This window comes from Streptomyces sp. CB02009 (genome assembly GCF_001905825.1).
Lineage (GTDB): Bacteria > Actinomycetota > Actinomycetes > Streptomycetales > Streptomycetaceae > Streptomyces.
Genome location: NZ_LIVV01000008.1, coordinates 306,460 through 326,132, shown reverse-complemented (window position 1 = coordinate 326,132; position 19,673 = coordinate 306,460). Strand labels below are relative to the sequence as shown.

Sequence of the window (19,673 nt, the reverse complement as noted above, 5' to 3'; positions counted from 1 at the left end):
CTCCGTCGCCCGCACCCCGCCCTTCCGAGAGAGACCCCGCATGACCAGCAGCCGAACGCTCCACCTCGCCGCCGAACTCGCCCCGGGCGCCGCCGACTCCCCGGGCGCCCTCGCCTCCGCCCGCACCGCCGCACCCGCCGTCGCCGGGACCGGCGCCCGTACCGTCGCGCTCGCCCGGCTCGCCGAGGCCGCCGGCCTCGACCTCCTCACCCACGACGACTCCTTCACCCGGCCCGGCCTGGACGCGCTCGCCGTCCTGGCCCGGGTCGCCCCCGAGACCCGCTCCATCGGCCTCGTGCCGACCGTGACCACCACCCACACCGAGCCCTTCCACGTCCAGGCCGCCGTCGCCACCCTCGACTGGGTGAGCAGGGGCCGGGCCGGCTGGCGGATCGCCGTCTCCCCGACCGGCACCGAGGCCAGGCTCTTCGGCCGCCGGACGGCCCCGCCCACCGCCGAGCTCTGGCAGGAGGCGGGCGAGGTCGCCGAGGTCTCCCGCAAACTGTGGGACAGCTGGGAGGACGACGCCGAGATACGGGACGTGGTGACCGGCCGGTTCGTGGACCGCCGCAAGCTGCACCACGTGAACTTCCAGGGCGCCACCTTCTCGGTCACCGGCCCCTCGATCGTCCCCCGGCCCCCGCAGGGCAACCCGGTGACCGTCGTCGACGCCACCCGCCCCGCCGCCCGCGACACCGCGGCCCACCACGCCGACGTGGCCCTGATCCGGGCCTCCTCCGCCGAGGAGGCCGCCGCCCTCCGCGCCGAACTGCGGCAGGGGGCCCGCGCCCACGGCCGGGACCCCGAGCAGCTGCGCGTCCTGCTCTCGGCGACCGTCGACCTCGACGCGTACGAGGGCGGGCCCGGTGCCCTCGCCGAGCTGATCGCGGGCTGGCACGGCGGCGGCGCCGTCGACGGCTTCCACCTCGTGCCGGCCGTGCCCGAGCGGGACCTGGAGCGGTTCACCGCCGGCACCGTCGCCCGGCTGCGCGACCGCGGTCTCTTCCGCACGGCCTACGAGGGCACCACCCTCCGCGACCACCTGGGGCTCGCCCGCCCCGTCAGCCAGTACGCCACCGAGGCACGGGTGACGACGGGAGCACGCGCATGAGCACGCCTCCGGGCCGGAAGCAGATCCATCTCGCCGCGCACTTCCCCGGCGTCAACTCCACCACCGTCTGGGCCGATCCGCGCTCCGGCTCGCAGATCGACTTCTCCTCCTTCGAACATCTCGCCAGGACCGCCGAGCGCGGCCTCTTCGACTTCTTCTTCCTGGCCGAGGGGCTGCGGCTGCGCGAGCACAACGGCCGCATCCACGACCTCGACGTCGTCGGCCGGCCCGAGTCGATCACCGTCCTGAACGCGCTCGCCGCCGTCACCGACCGGCTCGGCCTGGCCGGCACGGTCAACGCCACCTTCAACGAGCCGTACGAACTGGCCCGCCGGCTCGCCTCGCTGGACCACCTCAGCGCCGGCCGGGCCGCCTGGAACGTCGTCACCTCGTCGGACGCCTTCACCGGCGAGAACTTCCGGCGCGGCGGCTACCTGGACCGGGCCGACCGGTACACCCGGGCCGCCGAGTTCCTCGCCACGGCCCGGGAGCTGTGGGACTCCTGGACCCCCGAGGGCCGGCAGCGGCCCTTCGTCCACAGCGGGCCGCAGTTCGGCATCGAGGGCGAGTTCACCGTCCCGCGCTCCCCGCAGGGCCACCCGGTCGTCATCCAGGCCGGGGACTCCGCCGAGGGACGGGAGTTCGCGGCCTCGGGCGCCGACGTGGTCTTCACCCGGCACTCGACCCTGGAGGCGGGCCGGGAGTTCTACGCCGACGTCAAGGGGCGGCTCGCCCGGTACGGCAGGGAGCCCGGCGACCTGAAGATCATGCCCGGGGTGACGTACGTCCTCGGGGACACCGACGGCGAGGCGCAGGAGCGCGCCGGGGAGATCCGCCGCCAGCAGGTCTCCCCGCAGAACGCGATCCTCGCCCTGGAGCAGATCTGGGGCCGCGACCTGTCCGGTTACGACCCGGACGGACCGCTCCCGGACGTCGATCCCGATCCCGACTCGACCCTGGTGCAGGGGCGGGTGAGGGTCGCCGACCCGGTCGGGGTGGCCCGGAAGTGGCGGGCGCTCTCCGAGGCCAAGGGCCTGTCGATCCGTCAGACGGTCGTCGAGTCCACCGGCCGGCAGTCCTTCGTCGGCAGCCCGGCGACGGTCGCGGCGGCCCTGGAGGAGTTCGTGTCCACGGACGCCGCCGACGGCTTCATCCTCGTCCCCCACCTGACCCCCGGCGGCCTGGACGAGTTCGTCGACCGGGTCGTCCCGCTGCTGCAGGAACGGGGCGTCTTCCGTACGGAGTACTCCGGCACGACGCTCCGCTCGCACCTCGGGCTTCCCGAGCCCGTATGGAAGGGTTGAGCACCATGAGCACGGATGACGACAGCGGCACGGGTACGGACGCGGGGGCCGACGCGCGGCAGGAGTGGCAGCGCTGGCACGAGCAGCGGGAGGCCGCGGTCTCCTCCTCGTACGGTCCGCTCTCCCTCACGGGCACCCATTGGCTCTCGGACTTCCCGGAGGGGCGAATTCCGGCCGTTCCGGGGGAGTGGCGGGAGGACGGCGACGAGGTGCTCCTCAGCGCCCGGGCCGAGGACGGGATCACCGTCGACGACAAGCCCTTCGCCGGCACGGTCCGGCTCGCCGCCGACCACGGTCCGATCCACGAGTCCCGCGTCGAGTCGGCGGGCCGGCGGCTCGTGGTGCTGCGGCGCGAAGGGCTCTGGGCCGTACGGGACTTCGACCCCGGCTCCCAGGCCCGTACCGCCTTCCGGGGCATCGAGGCCACCCCGTACGACGAGCGCTGGGTGGTGCCCGGAGTCTTCCGGCCGTACGAGCGGACGCGCAGCGTAAGGGTGGAGAACGCCGACGGCCGCGAGCGCGGTCTCGGGCTCTCCGGGGAGCTGGCCTTCGAACTGCACGGCGGCGAGCACACCCTCCAGGTCGCCGTCGAGGACGACGGCACCCTGTGGGCGGTCTTCGCGGACGCCACCAGCGGCCGGGACAGCTACCGCTTCCGCTTCCTGCGGCCGCCGGCCCCGGCGGCGGACGGCTCGGTGACGGTGGACCTCAACCGCGCGCTGCTGCCGCCGTGCGCCTTCGCCGACCACTTCATCTGCCCGTTCCCGCCGCCGGGGAACACGCTCGACACCGCCGTCGCTGCGGGGGAGCGGCGGCTGAACGAGGTCTGACTCCTCGACTCGGGGGAACCGGAGGCAAGCCGAGTCGGTGGGAAGTCGAGGGCCGTACGGCCGATTCGCGCCCTTGCGGCGTGAAGTCGTACGGCCCGAGACTCCCCCACAGCGCCGGCCCCGGGCCGCGCCTCACGGGCCCGGCACCCCACGGCGGGCCCCCGATTCCCCTCGGGAGGAACAGAAGTGAGGACCTTGCGCACCACCCCCACGAGAACCGTCCGGCTGCTCGCCGTCGCGGCCGGCCTCGCCGCCGCGGCCGCGCTCGCCGCCCCCACCGCGAGCGCGGGCACCGCCGACACCGCAGAGAGCACCCGCACCTTCGACGCCGCCGCCCTCTCGGCGACCGGCGACGCCGTCCGCGCCGCGGACGTGGCCGGAACCGCCTGGTACGCCGACACCGCCACCGGCAAGCTGGTCGTCACCGCCGACTCCACCGTCAGCCAGGCCGAGCTCGCGAGGATCAAGCGGCAGGCCGGCGCCCACGCGGACGCCATCCGGGTCGAGCGCACCCCCGGGAAGTTCAGCAAGCTGATATCCGGCGGCGACGCGATCTACGCCACCAGCTGGCGCTGCTCGCTGGGCTTCAACGTCCGGGACGGCTCGGGCAACTACTACTTCCTGACCGCCGGCCACTGCACCGACGGCGCGGGCACCTGGTACTCCAACTCCTCCCGGACCACGGTCCTCGGCAGCACCGCGGGGTCCAGCTTCCCGGGCAACGACTACGGCCTGGTGCGCTACACGAACACCTCCGTCACCAAGTCCGGCACGGTCGGCAACGTGGACATCACGAGCGCCGCCAACGCCACCGTCGGCATGTCCGTCACCCGCCGCGGCTCCACCACCGGCACCCACAGCGGCTCCGTGACGGGCCTCAACGCCACCGTGAACTACGGCGGCGGCGACATCGTCTCCGGCCTGATCCGCACCAACGTCTGCGCCGAGCCCGGCGACTCCGGCGGCCCGCTCTACTCGGGCAGCCGTGCCATCGGCCTCACCTCGGGCGGCAGCGGCAACTGCTCCACAGGCGGGACGACCTTCTTCCAGCCCGTGACGGAGGCGCTGAGCGCGTACGGGGTCAGCGTCTTCTAGCCGACCCGGGGCGCAGCCACCGGAAGTCCCTTTGTGAATCCCTTCACAAAGGGACTTCCGGCCCCTTCACGCGGGCCCTTCACCGCCCCTTTTCGCAGGTCATCGGGTGTCGAATGGAGACATCAGCGAAAAGGGACCCACGAAGGAGTGCCTGCCATGGAGACCGAGGAGATGGTGGACGGACTGGTGCGGGAGGCCCTCGGGGCGCTCGACCGGTTCGAGACCTTCGACCAGGAGCAGGTCGACCACATCGTCAAGAAGGCCTCGCTCGCGGCGCTGAGCGCCCACGGCGACCTGGCGAAGCTCGCCGTCGAGGAGACCGGGCGCGGCCTCTTCGAGGACAAGGCCGTCAAGAACCTCTTCGCCTGCGAACACGTCACCCACTCGATGGCCGGCCTCAAGACCGCCGGAGTCATCCGCCGCGACGAGCTGAGCGGCATCACCGAGATCGCCGAACCCGTCGGCGTGATCTGCGCGATGACCCCCGTCACCAACCCCACCTCGACCACGGTCTTCAAGGCGCTCATCGCCCTCAAGACCCGCAACCCGATCGTCTTCGCCTTCCACCCCTCCGCGCAGCGGTGCTCGGCCGAGGCCGCCCGGATCGTCCGGGACGCCGCCGTCGCCGCCGGCGCCCCCGCCGGCTGCGTGCAGTGGATCGAAGAGCCCTCCATGGCCGCCACCGGCCTCCTGATGCACCACGACGGCGTCTCCACCATCCTCGCCACCGGCGGAAACGCCATGGTCAAGGCCGCCTACTCGTGCGGCAAGCCCGCCCTCGGCGTCGGCGCGGGCAACGTCCCCGCCTATGTCACCCGCAGTGGCAGGCTCCCGCGCGCGATCCACGACATCGTGCTCTCCAAGGCCTTCGACAACGGCATGATCTGCGCCTCCGAGCAGGCCGTCATCCTCGACGCGGAGGTGTACGAGGAGGGCATCGCCGAGTTCGAGCGCCTCGGCGCGTACGTCGTCACCGCCGCCGAGAAGACCAAGCTGGAGGAGTACGTCTTCGGCACCACCGCCTACGCCACCGGCTGCGGCGGCGCGAAGCTGAACGCCGACGTCGTCGGCAGGTCGCCGCACTGGATCGCCGAGCAGGCCGGCTTCGAGGTCCCCGAGAACACCTCGATCCTCCTCGCCGAATGCGCCGAGGTCGGCGAGGGCGAGCCCCTCACCCGCGAGAAGCTCTCCCCGGTCCTGGCCGCCCTCAAGGCCGACTCCACCGAGCACGGCCTCGAACTGGCCGCGCGGATGGTCGAGTTCCACGGCCTCGGCCACAGCGCCGCCATCCACACCGAGGACGAGGAACTCGCCGAGGAGTTCGGCCGGCGCGTCAAGGCGGTCCGGGTCATCGTCAACGCCCCCTCCACCTTCGGCGGCATCGGCGACGTCTACAACTCCTTCCTGCCCTCCCTCACGCTCGGCTGCGGCTCGTACGGACACAACTCCGTCTCGGACAACGTCACCGCGGTCAACCTGATCAACGTCAAGCGGATCGGACGGCGCACCACCAACATGCAGTGGTACAAGGTCCCGCCGAAGATCTACTTCGAGCGCGGCGCCCTCCGTTACCTCGGCGAGATGGAGGGCCTGAAGCGGGTCACGCTCGTCACCGACCGGACCATGGGCGAGATCGGCTTCGTCCAGAAGGTCACCGACATCCTCAACGGACGCGAGGAGCCGGTCGCCCTCCAGGTCATCGACTCCGTCGAGCCCAACCCCGAGCTCTCCACCGTCCGGGACGGCGCCGCTGCCATGCGCGCGTTCCGCCCGGACACGATCATCGCCCTCGGCGGCGGCTCCCCGATGGACGCGGCGAAGATCATGTGGCTGATGTACGAGCGGCCCGAGGTCGAGTTCGCGGACACCAAGGAGAAGTTCTTCGACATCCGCAAGCGCGCCTACCGCTTCCCGAAGCTCGGCGAGAAGGCCCGGCTCGTCGCGATCCCGACCACCTCGGGCACCGGCAGCGAGGTCACCCCCTTCGCCGTCATCTCCGACCCGGAGGCTGCGCAGAAGTACCCGCTCGCCGACTACGCCCTCACCCCGGACGTGGCCATCGTCGACCCGGCCCTGCCGCTGCACCTGCCGCCCACGGTCACCGCCGACTCCGGCTTCGACGCCCTGACCCACGCCACCGAGGCGTACGTCTCCGCCTACGCGAACGACTTCACCGACGGCCAGTGCCTCCAGGCGATCAAGCTGATCTTCCAGAACCTGGAGACCTGTGTGACGGAGGGCGCGAGGGCGCCCGAGGCCCGCGAGAGGATGCACAACGCGTCCACCATCGCCGGCATGGCCTTCGCCAACGCCTTCCTCGGCCTGGTCCACGCCATGGCCCACACGCTCGGCAACACCTTCCACGTCGCCCACGGCCGCGCCAACGCGCTGCTGCTCCCGCACGTGATCCGCCACAACGGCACCGTCACCCACAAGGCCGTGCCGTGGCCGAAGGCCGAGGTCTACCGGGCCCCGGAGCGCTTCCAGGAGATCGCGCGGACGCTCGGCCTGCCGGCCGCGACCCCGGCGGAGGGCGTGGAGTCCTACGCGCGGGCGGTCGAGGAGCTGCGGACCCGGTGCGGCATCCCCGCCTCGTTCCGTGAGGAGGGCGTCGACGAGGCGGCCTTCCTCGCGGCCCTGCCGCAGCAGGCGATGAACGCGTACGCCGACCAGTGCGCGCCGGCCAACCCCCGGATGCCGATGATCGACGAGATGAAGGAACTGATGACCCGGGCGTACTACGGCCGGTAGTCCGCCGCCGTACGACGGTGCCGCCCCGTGCGAGGAAGCACGGGGCGGCACCGCCTCGTGCGCGGGCGCGTCAGGGCGCGGAGCCGGAGGGGGCGGGGTCGGAGGAGGCGGGCCGGGAGGACGCGCAGGCGGGGGACGCGGAGCCGGAGGGCGCGGGGTCAGAGGGCGCGGCCGAACTCCAGCCGGTCGGCGAAGTTCACGTACCCGGCGCGCTCGAAGGCCTTGGCCATCGCCACGTTCGCGGCGTCGCAGTCCCCGCGGATCTCGGTGGCCCCTGCCCCGGCCAGGACGCGCGTGCCCCGGACCACGACCGAGGTGGCGTACCCCTTGCCCCGGTGGGCGGGGGCGACGCCGACGAAACCGATGACCGGAACGCTGGGGTTCTCGGCGGGCAGGCTGATCACGGCGACGCTGCCGTCCGCGTCGTAGCCGAGCTCCCACCACGCGGGCTCGTGCTTCAGCTCGGCCGTCTCCTCGAAGAGCAGCTCGGCCGCGCGCCGGGCGCCGTGCTGCCGTACGTCGGCCGCGAGGCGGGCGTCCGCGGTGTCGGCGAGCAGCTCGGCGAGGACCGCGACGAACGGCTCGGGGCCGAGTTCGGCGAGCGAGCGGAAGGTCAGCCGGGGGTCGTCGGCGGGCAGCCCGTCCGGTACGCCGGACGGCTCCGGTCCGGCGCCGTCCGCTCCGGTCGCGGCGGGGAGCCGGAGGCCGAACCTGCGGCCGTCGCGGAGCACGGCGTACCCGGACGCCCGCAGCAGCTCGCCGCGGTGCTCCGGGTTCCGCTGGAACTGCGGGGCCTGCGCGGGGGAGTCGACGACGTGCTCCAGGTCGGTCGCGCCCAGCTCCCTGGCCGTGACGGCGGCCGCGTCGAGCAGCGCGGCGGCGGTCTCCGGGGCGTCCTCCGGAGCCTCGAACAGCACCAGCGCGAGCGGGACCTCGTGCCCCGGGACGGTCCACAGCACGACGCTGCCGGTGAGCCGGCCGTCGCCGTCCTCGGCGACCAGGCACCACTCGGGCCGGGTGCACCCGCTGTCGAGGAGCTGGGCGAGGTACGCGTGGGTGGCGGCGTTGCGCTCGGGGTCGCCGGGGTGCTCGACCAGGGCGGGGAGTTCGTCGGGACGGGCGGGGCGGACAGAAGTCACGGAGGGCCTTGTCGGTTCGGGGAAGGGTCGGTGCTGCCCCGCGAACGTAGCGGCCAAGGGGCCGGTGGGCCAGGGGTTTTGGGCGTCGGCGGGCCCGCGCGGCGGTCAGCGGGCCCGCGCGCCGCTCGCGGCGTCGACCTCGTCCGCGATCGGCTCCGACTCGGGCCCGCGCTTCAGGGAGGACATCACCAGGGTGACGACCGTGCCGACGACCGCCCAGGCCGAGAGGACCAGCATCGAGCCGGTCATGTCGTTGCCCTTGAAGTACGCGATCGAGCGTGCCGCCCAGGTGCCGGCGCCCGGTGGCAGGGCGGGGCCGATCGCGTTCCAGAACGGGGGCAGCATCGGCAGCGGGAAGGCGCCGCCCGCGCTGGGGTTGCCCGCGACCACGATGAGCAGGATCGCCAGGCCGATGCCGACGATCCCGAAGACCGACTGCAGGGCGAGGGTGGCGGCGCCGACGGCGAAGACGACCAGGGTCCCGAGTCCCCACAGGGCGGCGACGCTGCCGGGCAGGGCGCCCAGGACCGGGCCGACGATGACGGCGCCGCCGAGCCCGCCGAGGACCGAGTAGACCGCGAGGACCCCGAGGCGGATGATCGCGCGTTCCCGGTTCGCGGGCCGGGAGCCCGCGCTGATGGCCAGGATCGCGGCGCAGATGTAGCCGCCGACGCACCAGCCGACGACGAGGTAGAAGGCCGAGAGCCCGTCGAAGTCCTCCGACGAGGCGGGGGCCACGTCGACGGTCCGTACGGTGCGCTGCTGGGTCGCCTCCACCCGGGTGAGGATCGTCTCCAGGGCCGAGGAGAGCACGGTGCCGCCGCCCGAGGCCACGAGCAGGGTGTCGGTGCGGCCGCCGGGGTCGACGATCAGGGCGCCGTCGATCTCCCGGTTCAGGATCTGGTTCCGTGCCGCGGCCTCGCCGGCGACCGCACGGGGGTCGAGCGGGGCGCCGGGGAGCCGGTCCAGCTGTCCGACGAGCTGTGCGGAGACCTGTTGCGGTGCGACGACGCCGAAGGGGACGTCCCGCGGCTTGGGGTGGTGCAGGGCTCCGACGTACGAGGTGATGAACAGCAGCTGGAGGGCGAAGACGCCGACGACGAGGAGGGCGGCTCGGGGGGTCACGGCGCTTTTCAGTTCGTCGACGAGGCTCATGCCCCCACGCTCCGGGGCGGAGGGCGTTTCCGCAGGTGGGATGCGCCCGAATGGTGGACCGGAGGACGACCCGGCACGCTTATCGTACGGACGTTCGAAATGGGTTAAGGTGAGGAACGAGGGGGTGGGAACGTACGTACGATTTCGATGCGGGAGCCGGGAGGCGCGCCATGCCGGGGTTCACGCATCTGCACACCGCGTCGGGCTACTCCCTGCGCTACGGCGCCTCCCACCCCGAACGACTGGCCGCACGCGCCGCCGAACGCGGCATGGACGCGCTCGCCCTGACCGACCGGGACACCCTCGCGGGCACGATCCGCTTCGCGAAGGCCTGCGCGAAGGAGGGGGTCCGCCCCCTGTTCGGCGTAGACCTCGCCTACGAGGCGACGACGCCCGGGCCGGGACCGGGGCGGCCCGGAGGGAGTGCCGGACGGGCCGGGGAGGGCACGGGGCGGGCGTCCGCGTCCGGCGGCGGCCCCCGGGGCGCCGGGCGGGCGGGCGACCGCGGCCCGCAGGACATCCGGCGGGTCCCCGTCCGCGGCGGAGCCTTCGTCGACGAGTCCGCGCCCCGCGCCCTCTTCCTCGCCCGCTCCCGCACCGGCTGGGCCTCGCTCTGCGCGATGATCACCGCCGCCCACGCCGGAGGCGGGGAGCGGCCCCTGCTGCCCTGGTCCGCCCTGCGCGACGACGACGTCCTCGTCCTCCTCGGCCCCGGCTCCGACGTCGGACAGGCCCTCGCCGCCGGCCGCCCCGACCGGGCCGTCCGGCTGCTCGCGCCCTGGCGCGACCGGTACGGCGAGGCACTGCGCCTCACGGCCGTCGACCACGGGCGCTCCGGCACGGGCCCCGGCTCCCTGCGGCTGGCCGCCCGTACCGTCGGCTTCGCCGCCGAGCAGGGCGTCCGGCCGGTCCTCAGCAACGCCGTCCGGTACGCCGACCCCGGCCAGGGCCCGGTGGCCGACGTCCTCGACTCCGCCCGCCGCCTCGTCCCCGTCGACCCCCGCAAGGAGCTCGACAGCGGTGCCGCCTGGCTCAAGGGGGCCGGCGACATGCTGGCCGCCGCCGAGCGGATCGTCGAGGCCGCCGGCTTCCGGCGGGACACCGCCCACCGGCTCCTCGAACAGACCGCGACGGTCGCCGCCGCCTGCCTGGTCGACCCCGAGGACGACCTCGGCATCGGCTCCGCGCACTTCCCCGAACCGCACCTCGTCGGCGCCGAGCACCGCACCGCCCAGCGCGTCCTCACCTCCCGAGCCGCCGCCGGCATGATCCTCAAGGGGTACGAGAAACGGGGCGCCTACTGGGACCGGATGCACCGCGAGCTGGACGTCATCGCCCACCACCGCTTCGCCCCCTACTTCCTGACGGTCGCCCAGGTCGTCGACGACGTCCGGCGGATGGGCATCCGGGTCGCCGCCCGGGGCTCCGGCGCCGGCTCCCTCGTCAACCACCTCCTCGGCATCGCCCACGCCGACCCGGTCGAGCACGGCCTCCTGATGGAACGCTTCCTCTCCAAGCGCCGCACCGCCCTGCCCGACATCGACATCGACGTGGAGTCCGCCCGCCGGCTCGAGGTCTACCGGGCGATCATCGACCGCTTCGGCACCGCGCGCGTCGCCACCGTCTCCATGCCCGAGACCTACCGGGTCCGCCACGCGGTACGGGACGTGGGCGCGGCCCTCTCCATGGACCCGGCCGAGATCGACCGGGTCGCGAAGGCCTTCCCGCACATCCGCGCCCGCGACGCCCTCGCCGCCCTCGACGAACTGCCCGAACTGCGGGAACTCGCCGGCGAGCGGCAGAGGTTCGGAAAGCTCTGGGAGCTGGTCGAGGCCCTTGACGCGCTGCCGCGCGGCACCGCCATGCACCCCTGCGGGGTCCTGCTCTCGGACGCCTCGCTGCTCGCCCGCACCCCCGTGGTGCCCACCAGCGGCGAGGGGTTCCCCATGTCCCAGTTCGACAAGGAGGACGTGGAGGACCTCGGGCTGCTCAAGCTCGACGTCCTCGGGGTCCGCATGCAGTCCGCGATGGCCCACGCCGTCGCCGAGGTCGAGCGGGCCACCGGCACCCGCCCGGACATCGACGCGGTCCCGGAGGGCGACCCCGAGACCTACCGGCTCATCCGCTCCACCGAGACCCTCGGCTGCTTCCAGATCGAGTCGCCGGGCCAGCGCGACCTGGTCGGCCGGCTCCAGCCCGCCACCTTCCACGACCTCGTCGTCGACATCTCGCTCTTCCGGCCGGGCCCGGTCGCCGCCGACATGGTCCGCCCCTTCATCGAGGCCCGGCACGGCCGCGCGCCCGTCCGCTACCCGCACCCCGACCTGGAGGAGACGCTGCGGGAGACGTACGGCGTGGTCGTCTTCCACGAGCAGATCATCGAGATCGTACGGATCATGACCGGCTGCGGCCGCGACGAGGCCGACCAGGTGCGGCGCGGGCTCTCGGACCCGGAGGCGCAGGGCCGGATCAGGCTCTGGTTCGCCCGGGAGGCCTCGGCGCGCGGATACGCGGACGAGGTCGTGGCCCGCACCTGGGAGATCGTGGCCGCCTTCGGCTCGTACGGCTTCTGCAAGGCGCACGCGGTGGCCTTCGCCGTACCGACGTACCAGTCCGCCTGGCTCAAGGCGCACCACCCGGCCGCCTTCTATGCCGGGCTGCTCACCCACGACCCCGGCATGTACCCCAAGCGGCTGCTCCTCGCGGACGCGCGGCGGCGCGGGGTGCCGGTGCTGCCGCTGGACGTGAACCACTCGGCGGTCGCCCACCGTATCGAACTGGTGTCTGAATCAACGGTGCGGTGGGGGCTCCGGCTGGGCCTCACCGACGTCCACGGCATCAGTGAGGCCGAGGGCGCGCGGATCGAGGCCGGCCAGCCGTACGCCTCCCTCCTCGACTTCTGGGAACGGGCCCGCCCCCGCACCCCCGTCGCCGAACGGCTCGCCCAGGTCGGCGCGTTGGACGCCTTCGGCGCCAACCGCCGCGACCTCCTCCTCCACCTCACCGAACTCCGGCGCATCCAGCGGGGAGCCGCCTCGCACGGCGGTCAACTCCCGCTCGCCCAGGGCGGGAAGACCGCCCCCGTCGGCCTGCCCGACCTCGACGAGACGGAACGCCTCAGCGCCGAGCTCGGCATCCTCGGCATGGACGCCTCCCGACACCTCATGGGCGACCACCACGCCTTCCTCCGCGAACTCGGCGTCGTCTCCGCCCAGCGCCTCCGCGAGACCCCGCACGGCAGGACCGTCCTGGTCGCGGGCGCCAAGGCCGCCACCCAGACCCCGCCGATCCGCTCCGGCAAGCGCGTCATCTTCACCACCCTCGACGACGGCACCGGCCTGGTCGACCTCGCCTTCTTCGACGACGCCCACGAGCGCTGCGCCCACACCGTCTTCCACTCCTGGCTGCTGCTGGTCAGGGGAGTGGTGCAGCGGCGCGGCCCGCGCAGCGTCAGCGTGGTCGGCTCCGCCGCCTGGAACCTCGCCGAACTCGTCGAACTCCGGTCGTCCGGCGGCCTGGACGCGGTGGGGGAGCGCCTCGCCGAACCCACCGGACCGGCGACCGCGCCCGACGCGGCCGACGGGAACGGAGTCGCCGCGCCCGCCGGCGGCCGCGGCGACTCCGGCCGGCGCATCACGATGCCCACGGGGTACGAGATGAACCCCTGGGCCGACCTCAAGCCGGCGGGTGAAGGGACTCCGAGTGGACGGAAGCTGTGGCACAGCAGCCCGGGTTCGGCGGGCTGAGCGGCCCGGGCGGCCGGGTTCAGGCGGTCGCGGCTCCGGAGACCGCCGTGTCGACGGACGCGTACGTCACCCCGTGGTCGGCCAGCACCTCCGCGACGACCCCGCCGGTCGTGGTGAGCGCGAGCAGGATGTGCTCGTCGCCGATCTCCCGGTCCTTGCGGGCCAGTGCCACCCGGAGGGACTTCTCCAGGACGGTCTTGGCCTCCCGCGAGAAGGACCGGCGACCCGACCACCACCCGGAGTCCTTGCGGTCGCCCGCCAGCGCACCCTCGCCGTGGGTCTCCTCCACCCGTGCCACGATCGCGCCGACGTCGATGCCGAGGTCCGCCAGCGCCTCCTGGTCCGCGCGGGAGAGCCCCGCCCGGCGCCGGGCGTCGGTCAGCGCGGCCACCAGGGACGGCCGGCGGTCCGGCGGGCACAGCGTGCGCAGCGCGCCCGCCGCCCGGGTGCCCTCCTCGTCGAGCAGGGCGAGGAGCAGATGCTCCGGGGTGACGACGGCCGCGCCGCCCCGCTCCGCGTGCTCGACCGCGCCCTTCACAACGGTGCGCGCGGCCTTCGTGAACCGTTCGAACATCACTGCCTCCCGTACTTCTTGTGGACGGCCTGTCGGCTGACACCCAGTTCGGTCGCGATCTCCTGCCACGACCACCCCTGGTTGCGCGCGCTGCGCACCTGGACGGCTTCCAGCTGTTCGAGCAGTCGCCGCAGGGCGGAGACGGCCCGCAGTCCGACCCGTGGGTCGCGGTCGCCGGCCCGTGCGGCGAGATCGGTCGCATCGGTCATGCCGTCAACTTACGTTGACAGCCACTCGTATGTCAACCATGGTTGACACTCAAACGACTCGCACAAACATTCGAACATGCTCTAGGCTGAGGAGACGGGAGGGGGCTTTACGGGATAGACCGCTCAGAGGTAACAGGGACAAGAGACGGAGGAGAGCGAGATGATCCTCTGTGTACGGTTCCGGCTTGAGCCACCCGCTTCCCACGCTGTCGGCACTGTCGGCGCTTCCCACGCTTCCGGCGCTGTCGTGAGGGGCGGGGCGGAGACCCTGCTCCCCCCGCTGATCGACCTGCTCGCCGAGTTCACCCCCGTCGTCGAGGCCGCCCCGCCCCACGAGGCACTCGCCGACGTGCGGGGTGCGCTGCGCTACTTCGACCGGAGCCCGGCCGAGCTCGCCTCGGTGATCCGGGTCAGGGCCCTCGCCCTGTACGGCGTCGACTGCGTCATCGGAGCCGGCCCCAACCCGATGCTGGCCCGGATGGCCGCGAGCGAGGCCCGTCCGGGCGTCACCCTGGTCGTCGACGACCCCGCGGCCTTCCTGCGTGACCGGCCGGTCGCGGCGCTCGACGGCGTCGGCCGCGCCACCGCCCGCACCCTCTGCGGCTACGGACTCGACTCCGTCGGCCGCGTCGCGGACGCCCCGCTCGCCGTCCTCCAGCGGCTCGTCGGCGCGAAGACCGGCCGCGAACTGTGGGAACGGGCCCGGGGCATCGACCGCACCCCCGTCGTTCCGAACGCGGCCTCCCGGTCCGTCGCGGCCGAGCGCTCCTTCCCGCGCGACGAGACCGACCGGACGCGGCAGCGCCTGGCCCTCCTCTCGCTCACCGAGGAACTGGGCACCCGGCTGCGCACGGAGGGGCAGGTGTGCCGCGCGCTCGCCGTCACCGTGCGGTACGCGGACCGCAGCACGACCACCCGGAGCCGTACGCTGCCCGAACCCACCGCCCACTCGGCCGCGCTCACCGCCCTCGCGTACGCCGTCCACGACTCCTTCGGCCTCCAGCGGGCCCGGGTGCGGGGCATCGCCCTGCGCGCCGAGGGGCTCGCGGGAGCGGAGGGCGCGGCACACCAGCTGTCCCTGGACCCGACGGACGAGAAGGCCCGGCGGATCGAGGCGGTGGCGGACAAGGCACGGGCGAAATTCGGCCCGAGGGCGGTCCTGCCGGGATCACTGGCGGCCTGAGAGCCCTTCCGGCGGGCTCTGGTGACGACACATCACTTTTTACCGACGCGTAACTTCCCAGCCATGGCTACCCGTGCGTAGCTTGGCTGAAGCGCATCCCCACCGCGCATCCCCACTTGTGGTCCGGACCGCAGGGCGTAGCACCCCCACCATCCCCTTGAGCCGCAAGGAGATCGCCCGATGCTGCCCTGGAAACACGCCGTCAGAGCACTGTCCGTCCTGCTGCTGGCCGCCGCCGCCACCCTCGCGCCCACCACCGCCGCCTCGGCACAGGCCGAGATCGCCACCACCGCCACGAGCAGTCGGGGCTGGAACGACTACTCCTGCAAGCCCTCCGCCGCGCACCCGCGGCCCGTCGTCCTCGTCCACGGAACCCTCGGGAACTCCGTCGACAACTGGCTCGTCCTCGCGCCGTACCTGGTCAACCGCGGATACTGCGTCTTCTCGCTCGACTACGGCCAACTGCCCAACGTGCCGTTCTTCCACGGACTCGGCTCCATCGAGGCCTCCGCGGGACAGCTCGACACCTACGTCGACCGCGTCCTCGCCGCCACCGGCGCCCCCGAGGTGGACATCGTCGGACACTCGCAGGGCGGCATGATGCCGCGCTGGTACCTCAAGTTCCTCGGCGGGGCCGAGAAGGTGAACGCGCTCATCGGGATCGCCCCCGACAACCACGGCACCACCCTGCTCGGCCTCACCAAGCTCCTGCCGTACTTCCCCGGAGCCGAGGGCCTGATCAAGGCCAACACCCCGGGGCTCGCCGACCAGATCGCCGGCTCGCCGTTCCTCACCAAGCTCAACCAGGGCGGCGACACCGTGCCCGGGGTCCGCTACCACGTCATCGCGACCCAGTACGACGAAGTGGTCACCCCGTACCGCTCGCAGTTCCTGAGCGGCCCGAACGTCACCAACGTCCTGATCCAGGACAAGTGCGCGCTCGACCTGTCCGAGCACGTGGCGATCGGCACGGTGGACCGGGTCACCTTCCACGAGGTGGAGAACGCCCTGGACCCGGCCCGCGCGACCCCGACCACCTGCCTCTCGGTGATCGGCTAACCCTTCTAGCCCTGGGTACGCCGCCGGCGCGTCGACCCGAAGAGCACGGCCGCACCGATCGCGAGCACGGCGGCGCCACCTACCGCGAGATACGGGGTGGTGGCGTCGCCACCGGTCTCGGCGAGCACCTCGCCGGAGCCGGCGTCCGAAGCGGCGGCGGGGGCAGGCGCGTTGGGCGCGGCGGAGGAGGCCTCGCCGGCCGGCGCCGTCTCCGTAGCGTGCCCCGCCCCGTGGTCCGCCTCCTGGCTCGGCTCGGGGGCGGCCGCGGTCTTCTCCGGACCCGTGGAGGCGTCGCCGTCCCCGTGCCCGCCGTGCTCGACCGAGGACTCGTCCTGACCGTCCTCGATCTGCTCGTCACTCGGCGCGGAGGCCGTCGGCGCCGGGGCCGTACCGCCGCTGTCCTTCCCGAACACCACGTCCGAGCAGGTGTAGAAGGCCTCGGGGGAGTCGGAGCGCTGCCAGATCGAGTAGATCAGGTGGCGGCCGGACTTCTTCGGCACCGTGCCCTGGAACACGTAGTCGCCGCTCTCCATCCGCGGGTCGGTCACCGTGGCGAACGGCTCGGCCTCCAGGTCCGACCACTTCAGCGGCTTCGACGGGTCGTACCCGTCCTTCGTCACGTACAGCTCGAACGAGCCCCGGTGCGGCGCGGTCCCCTTGTAACGGAAGGTGTGCGCACCCGAGTCCAGCTTGCTGGCGGGCCAGTCGGCCCGCGCGAGGTCGAGCCCCTTGTACTTGTCGTTCCCGGCGCTGCAGAGCTTGCCGTCCGGGATCAGGTCACGGTGCTTCCCGGCGGCGTTGGCGATGTTCACCGCGTTCCAGTCGTAGAACGCCTGCGTCCCACTCGCCGCCACGGCCGCCTTGCACGCCGCCGACTTCGGCGACTCGGGCCCCTCCGCGTAACAGGCCGAGACCCGGCTCACCGGATCGGTCATCGACCCATGCGCGAACGCGGGCCCGGAGGCGAGCCCGGAAAGAGCCAGAACCGCGGTGGCGGTGACGGCGGCGGTACGGCGAGAAGTCATGGGTGGACAGCTCCTTCACGAGGACGAGGTGGGGGAATGCCCAGAAAACTAGCCGCCCCGAACCGCGAAAAAGCCGCCGGAGACCGGGAAATGGTGATCCTTAGGACCGCTTTAAGGCAGAGGAAAGAAGCGCCTGAGGAACCTCCCGGGCCGACAGGCTCACCCCAGCCGTCGGTACCTTCGCTCCGGCCGGCCCGTGCCGCCGTAGCGGAGGGTGATCTCCGCTCGGCCCGTTTCCGCGAAGTACTCCAGGTAGCGGCGGGCGCTCACGCGGGACAGGGAGCCGGCTTCCGCGCATTCCGTGGCCGAGAGGCCCTCCGGGTGGGCGCGGAGGACGGAGTCGACCAGGTCGGCCGTGTGGGCCGCCAGGCCCTTCGGGAGTTCGCGGGAGCCTCGGGGGCGGGTGCCGAAGATCTGGTCGACGTCCTCCTGGCGGGCCTCGTCGAGTTCGTCGAGGCGGCTGCGCAGCGAGGCCACGTGGCGGAGCTGCTCGTGCAGCGCCGCCTGGCTGAACGGCTTGATCAGATAGTGCAGCGCCCCCGCCCGCAGCGCCTCGCGGATCGTGCCCACGTCCCGGGCCGCCGTGATGAAGAGCGCGTCCATGCCCAGGCCCGCCGCGCGCAGCTCCCGCAGTACCTGGATGCCGTCCATGTCCGGCAGGAACACGTCGAGGAGCACCAGGTCGGGCCTGAGCCGCTCGGCCGCGCGCAGGGCGTCGGCGCCGTTGTGCGCGACCCCGGACACCGTGAAGCCCGCCACCGCCGACACATAGCGGCAGTGCAGCTTGGCGACCATGAAGTCGTCGTCCACCACCAGCACGTTCGTCACGACGACCCACGCTAGGTCCCGACCACAACGACCACAACGTCCGTTGGTTGCGGAAGAGAGACAGCTTCTTAACGCGCGGGCAACATGTGGGCCACTTCACATCCCCCGTTCCCCTACAGCTGAGAGGCGGCACACGTGCGGTTGCGCACCCCCTTCGCCCTCCTCGGGGCCGGTCTCCTGGTGCTGGTGGGTCCGCCGCTGCTCACTCCCGGCAGCGGCTCCGACACCGGCACCCGGATACCCGGCCTGCGTTTCATGGTCCCCAACACCCCCGGCGGCGGTTACGACATCACCGCCCGCACCGCCGCCAAGAACGCCGAGGAGGCGGACCTCACCGGCGACATCGAGGTCTTCAACCTGCCCGGCGCGGGCGGCACCGTCGGCCTCACCCGGCTCGTGGGGGAGCGCGGCAACGGCCGCCTCGCCATGTCCATGGGCCTCGGCGTCGTCGGCGCCGTCCACACCAACGAGACCCCCAGGACCCTCGGCGACACGACCCCGATCGCCCGGCTCACCGAGGAGCAGGACATCGTCGTGGTCGGCAAAGACTCCCCGTACAAGACCATCGGCGAGCTGCTCACCGCCTGGAAGGCGAACCCCGGCAAGCTCCCCGTCGGCGGCGGCTCCTCGCCCGGCGGCCCCGACCACCTCGCCCCGATGCTGATGGCCCAGGCCGCCGGCATCGCCCCCAAGGAGGTCAACTACGTCCCCTTCGACGGCGGCGGCGAGCTCCTCGCCTCCATCCTCGGCGACAAGGTCGCCTTCGGCGTCTCGGGCGTCGGCGAGTACCTCGACCAGATCAAGGCCGGTGAGCTGCGGCTCCTCGCCGTGACCGGCCCGAAGCGCGTCCCCGGCCTCGACGCGCCCACCCTCCGCGAGGCCGGTCTCGACACCGAGTTCACCAACTGGCGCGGCATCGTCGCCCCGCCCGGACTCTCCGACGCCGAGCGCGAGAAGCTCGTCACCCTGGTGACCGAGCTGCACGACTCCCCGCAGTGGCGCGAGTCGCTCAAGACCCACGGCTGGAACGACGCCTTCCTGCCCGGCGACGAGTTCGGCACCTTCCTCGCCGAGCAGGACCGCCGCGTCGGCTCCGTACTGAAGGAGCTCGGACTGTGAGCACCGAATCCGAGACCACCCCGACGGTTGACGGCAAGAGCGGAAACCTCGCCTCCTGGTGGCGCGAGCGGTCCGAACTCGGCGTGGGCGTTCTGCTGTTCGTCCTCGGTGTGCTCGTCCTCACCGACGCCCTCACCCTCGACGCCGACCTCGCCGGCCGCGGCCCCGTCGGCCCCGCCACCGTCCCCCTCGTCGTCGGCTGCGGACTGCTCGTCGTCGCCGTCCTCCTCTCCGTCGACGTCCTGCGCGGCGGCCGCGGCGAGGCCGAGGCCGGTGAGGACGTCGACCTGACGGAGCCCGCCGACTGGCGCACGGTCCTGCTCCTCGCGGGTGTCTTCCTCGCCTTCGCCGTCCTCATCGGCCCCGTCGGCTTCCCCGTCGCCGGAGCGCTCCTCTTCTGGGGCGCGGCGTACGCCCTCGGCAGCCGCCACTTCCACCGCGACCCGCTGATCGCGGCCGCCCTCTCGCTCCTGACCTACGTCGTCTTCGACACGCTGCTCGGCGTTCCGCTGCCCGGCGGTCCGCTGATGGGAGTGATCTGACCC

At 73.0% G+C, this 19,673-nt stretch carries 16 protein-coding genes; 10 read left to right on the top strand and 6 right to left on the bottom strand.

Features of this window, described 5'->3' with window-relative positions:
• The first annotated feature begins 40 nt into the window (after nt 1-40).
• From AMK27_RS30520 to adhE, 5 genes are all read left to right on the top strand, one after another.
• The gene (locus AMK27_RS30520) at nt 41-1,111 is read left to right on the top strand and encodes an LLM class flavin-dependent oxidoreductase (RefSeq protein WP_073915350.1); all 1,071 of its coding nucleotides are present in this window, start codon (nt 41-43) and stop codon (nt 1,109-1,111) included.
• The gene (locus tag AMK27_RS30515) at nt 1,108-2,415 is read left to right on the top strand and encodes an NtaA/DmoA family FMN-dependent monooxygenase (RefSeq protein WP_073915347.1); all 1,308 of its coding nucleotides are present in this window, start codon (nt 1,108-1,110) and stop codon (nt 2,413-2,415) included. The genes AMK27_RS30520 and AMK27_RS30515 overlap by 4 nt, the downstream gene beginning before the upstream one ends.
• A gap of 5 nt (nt 2,416-2,420) precedes the next feature.
• Nucleotides 2,421-3,245 (top strand): DUF1684 domain-containing protein, encoded by an 825-nt coding sequence (locus AMK27_RS30510; RefSeq protein ID WP_073915344.1) that lies wholly within the window; start codon nt 2,421-2,423, stop codon nt 3,243-3,245.
• 186 nt (nt 3,246-3,431) lie between these two features.
• Nucleotides 3,432-4,340, top strand: coding sequence for a S1 family peptidase (locus AMK27_RS30505; RefSeq protein WP_073915341.1), 909 nt, complete (start codon nt 3,432-3,434; stop codon nt 4,338-4,340).
• A gap of 156 nt (nt 4,341-4,496) precedes the next feature.
• Entirely contained in the window at nt 4,497-7,091 is a 2,595-nt protein-coding gene (gene adhE / locus AMK27_RS30500; protein ID WP_073915337.1) for a bifunctional acetaldehyde-CoA/alcohol dehydrogenase, read from the top strand.
• A 158-nt stretch (nt 7,092-7,249) separates the two neighbouring features.
• Here adhE and AMK27_RS30495 read toward each other — a convergent pair whose 3' ends face one another.
• Nucleotides 7,250-8,230: a GNAT family N-acetyltransferase gene (locus AMK27_RS30495; RefSeq protein ID WP_073915334.1), complete on the bottom strand. Its 981-nt coding sequence runs from the start codon at nt 8,228-8,230 to the stop codon at nt 7,250-7,252.
• 105 nt (nt 8,231-8,335) lie between these two features.
• Nucleotides 8,336-9,385, bottom strand: a complete 1,050-nt coding sequence (locus AMK27_RS30490; RefSeq protein WP_073915331.1) for a DUF3533 domain-containing protein — start codon at nt 9,383-9,385, stop codon at nt 8,336-8,338.
• A 170-nt stretch (nt 9,386-9,555) separates the two neighbouring features.
• On the opposite strand from AMK27_RS30490, the gene AMK27_RS30485 reads away from it, so the two are divergent.
• Nucleotides 9,556-13,131 carry a DNA polymerase III subunit alpha gene (locus tag AMK27_RS30485; protein WP_073915328.1) on the top strand — a complete coding sequence of 1,192 codons (3,576 nt, stop codon included), beginning with the start codon at nt 9,556-9,558 and terminating at the stop codon, nt 13,129-13,131.
• 19 nt (nt 13,132-13,150) lie between these two features.
• Here the strand turns inward: AMK27_RS30485 and AMK27_RS30480 are convergent, their stop codons facing one another.
• Both AMK27_RS30480 and AMK27_RS30475 read right to left on the bottom strand, forming a co-directional pair.
• Nucleotides 13,151-13,705, bottom strand: a complete 555-nt coding sequence (locus AMK27_RS30480) for a Clp protease N-terminal domain-containing protein (protein ID WP_073915325.1) — start codon at nt 13,703-13,705, stop codon at nt 13,151-13,153.
• Nucleotides 13,705-13,914 carry a helix-turn-helix domain-containing protein gene (locus AMK27_RS30475; RefSeq protein WP_030315760.1) on the bottom strand — a complete coding sequence of 70 codons (210 nt, stop codon included), beginning with the start codon at nt 13,912-13,914 and terminating at the stop codon, nt 13,705-13,707. Before AMK27_RS30475 ends, AMK27_RS30480 begins: the two co-directional genes overlap by 1 nt.
• Before the next feature lie 160 nt (nt 13,915-14,074).
• On the opposite strand from AMK27_RS30475, the gene AMK27_RS30470 reads away from it, so the two are divergent.
• Nucleotides 14,075-15,097, top strand: a complete 1,023-nt coding sequence (locus AMK27_RS30470; protein WP_241847648.1) for a DNA polymerase Y family protein — start codon at nt 14,075-14,077, stop codon at nt 15,095-15,097.
• Between the two features lie 180 nt (nt 15,098-15,277).
• A complete protein-coding gene (locus AMK27_RS30465) occupies nt 15,278-16,156 on the top strand; it encodes an esterase/lipase family protein (protein WP_073915319.1) in 879 nt (292 codons plus the stop codon).
• Between the two features lie 5 nt (nt 16,157-16,161).
• On the opposite strand, the gene AMK27_RS30460 is transcribed toward AMK27_RS30465, so the two are convergent.
• Together AMK27_RS30460 and AMK27_RS30455 are read right to left on the bottom strand one after the other, a co-directional pair.
• The gene (locus AMK27_RS30460) at nt 16,162-17,181 is read right to left on the bottom strand and encodes a lytic polysaccharide monooxygenase (protein WP_073915316.1); all 1,020 of its coding nucleotides are present in this window, start codon (nt 17,179-17,181) and stop codon (nt 16,162-16,164) included.
• A gap of 159 nt (nt 17,182-17,340) precedes the next feature.
• Entirely contained in the window at nt 17,341-18,009 is a 669-nt protein-coding gene (locus AMK27_RS30455; RefSeq protein WP_030315770.1) for a response regulator, read from the bottom strand.
• Nucleotides 18,010-18,144: 135 nt separating this feature from the next.
• Here AMK27_RS30455 and AMK27_RS30450 point away from each other — a divergent pair, with 135 nt between their 5' ends.
• A complete protein-coding gene (locus AMK27_RS30450) occupies nt 18,145-19,128 on the top strand; it encodes a Bug family tripartite tricarboxylate transporter substrate binding protein (protein ID WP_073915313.1) in 984 nt (327 codons plus the stop codon).
• Nucleotides 19,125-19,670, top strand: a complete 546-nt coding sequence (locus AMK27_RS30445; protein WP_073915310.1) for a tripartite tricarboxylate transporter TctB family protein — start codon at nt 19,125-19,127, stop codon at nt 19,668-19,670. The genes AMK27_RS30450 and AMK27_RS30445 overlap by 4 nt, the downstream gene beginning before the upstream one ends.
• Nucleotides 19,671-19,673 lie beyond the last annotated feature (3 nt).

Excerpts from the sequence above, each read along its gene's own strand:
- adhE (WP_073915337.1), top strand. The coding sequence starts at position 4,497 with ATGGAGACCGAGGAGATGGTGGACGGACTGGTGCGGGAGGCCCTCGGG.
- AMK27_RS30510 (WP_073915344.1), top strand. The coding sequence starts at position 2,421 with ATGAGCACGGATGACGACAGCGGCACGGGTACGGACGCGGGGGCCGAC.
- AMK27_RS30520 (WP_073915350.1), top strand. The coding sequence starts at position 41 with ATGACCAGCAGCCGAACGCTCCACCTCGCCGCCGAACTCGCCCCGGGC.
- AMK27_RS30465 (WP_073915319.1), top strand. The coding sequence starts at position 15,278 with ATGCTGCCCTGGAAACACGCCGTCAGAGCACTGTCCGTCCTGCTGCTG.
- AMK27_RS30470 (WP_241847648.1), top strand. The coding sequence starts at position 14,075 with ATGATCCTCTGTGTACGGTTCCGGCTTGAGCCACCCGCTTCCCACGCT.
- AMK27_RS30460 (WP_073915316.1), bottom strand. The coding sequence starts at position 17,181 with ATGACTTCTCGCCGTACCGCCGCCGTCACCGCCACCGCGGTTCTGGCT.
- AMK27_RS30475 (WP_030315760.1), bottom strand. The coding sequence starts at position 13,914 with ATGACCGATGCGACCGATCTCGCCGCACGGGCCGGCGACCGCGACCCA.
- AMK27_RS30490 (WP_073915331.1), bottom strand. The coding sequence starts at position 9,385 with ATGAGCCTCGTCGACGAACTGAAAAGCGCCGTGACCCCCCGAGCCGCC.
- AMK27_RS30515 (WP_073915347.1), top strand. The coding sequence starts at position 1,108 with ATGAGCACGCCTCCGGGCCGGAAGCAGATCCATCTCGCCGCGCACTTC.
- AMK27_RS30485 (WP_073915328.1), top strand. The coding sequence starts at position 9,556 with ATGCCGGGGTTCACGCATCTGCACACCGCGTCGGGCTACTCCCTGCGC.
- AMK27_RS30480 (WP_073915325.1), bottom strand. The coding sequence starts at position 13,705 with ATGTTCGAACGGTTCACGAAGGCCGCGCGCACCGTTGTGAAGGGCGCG.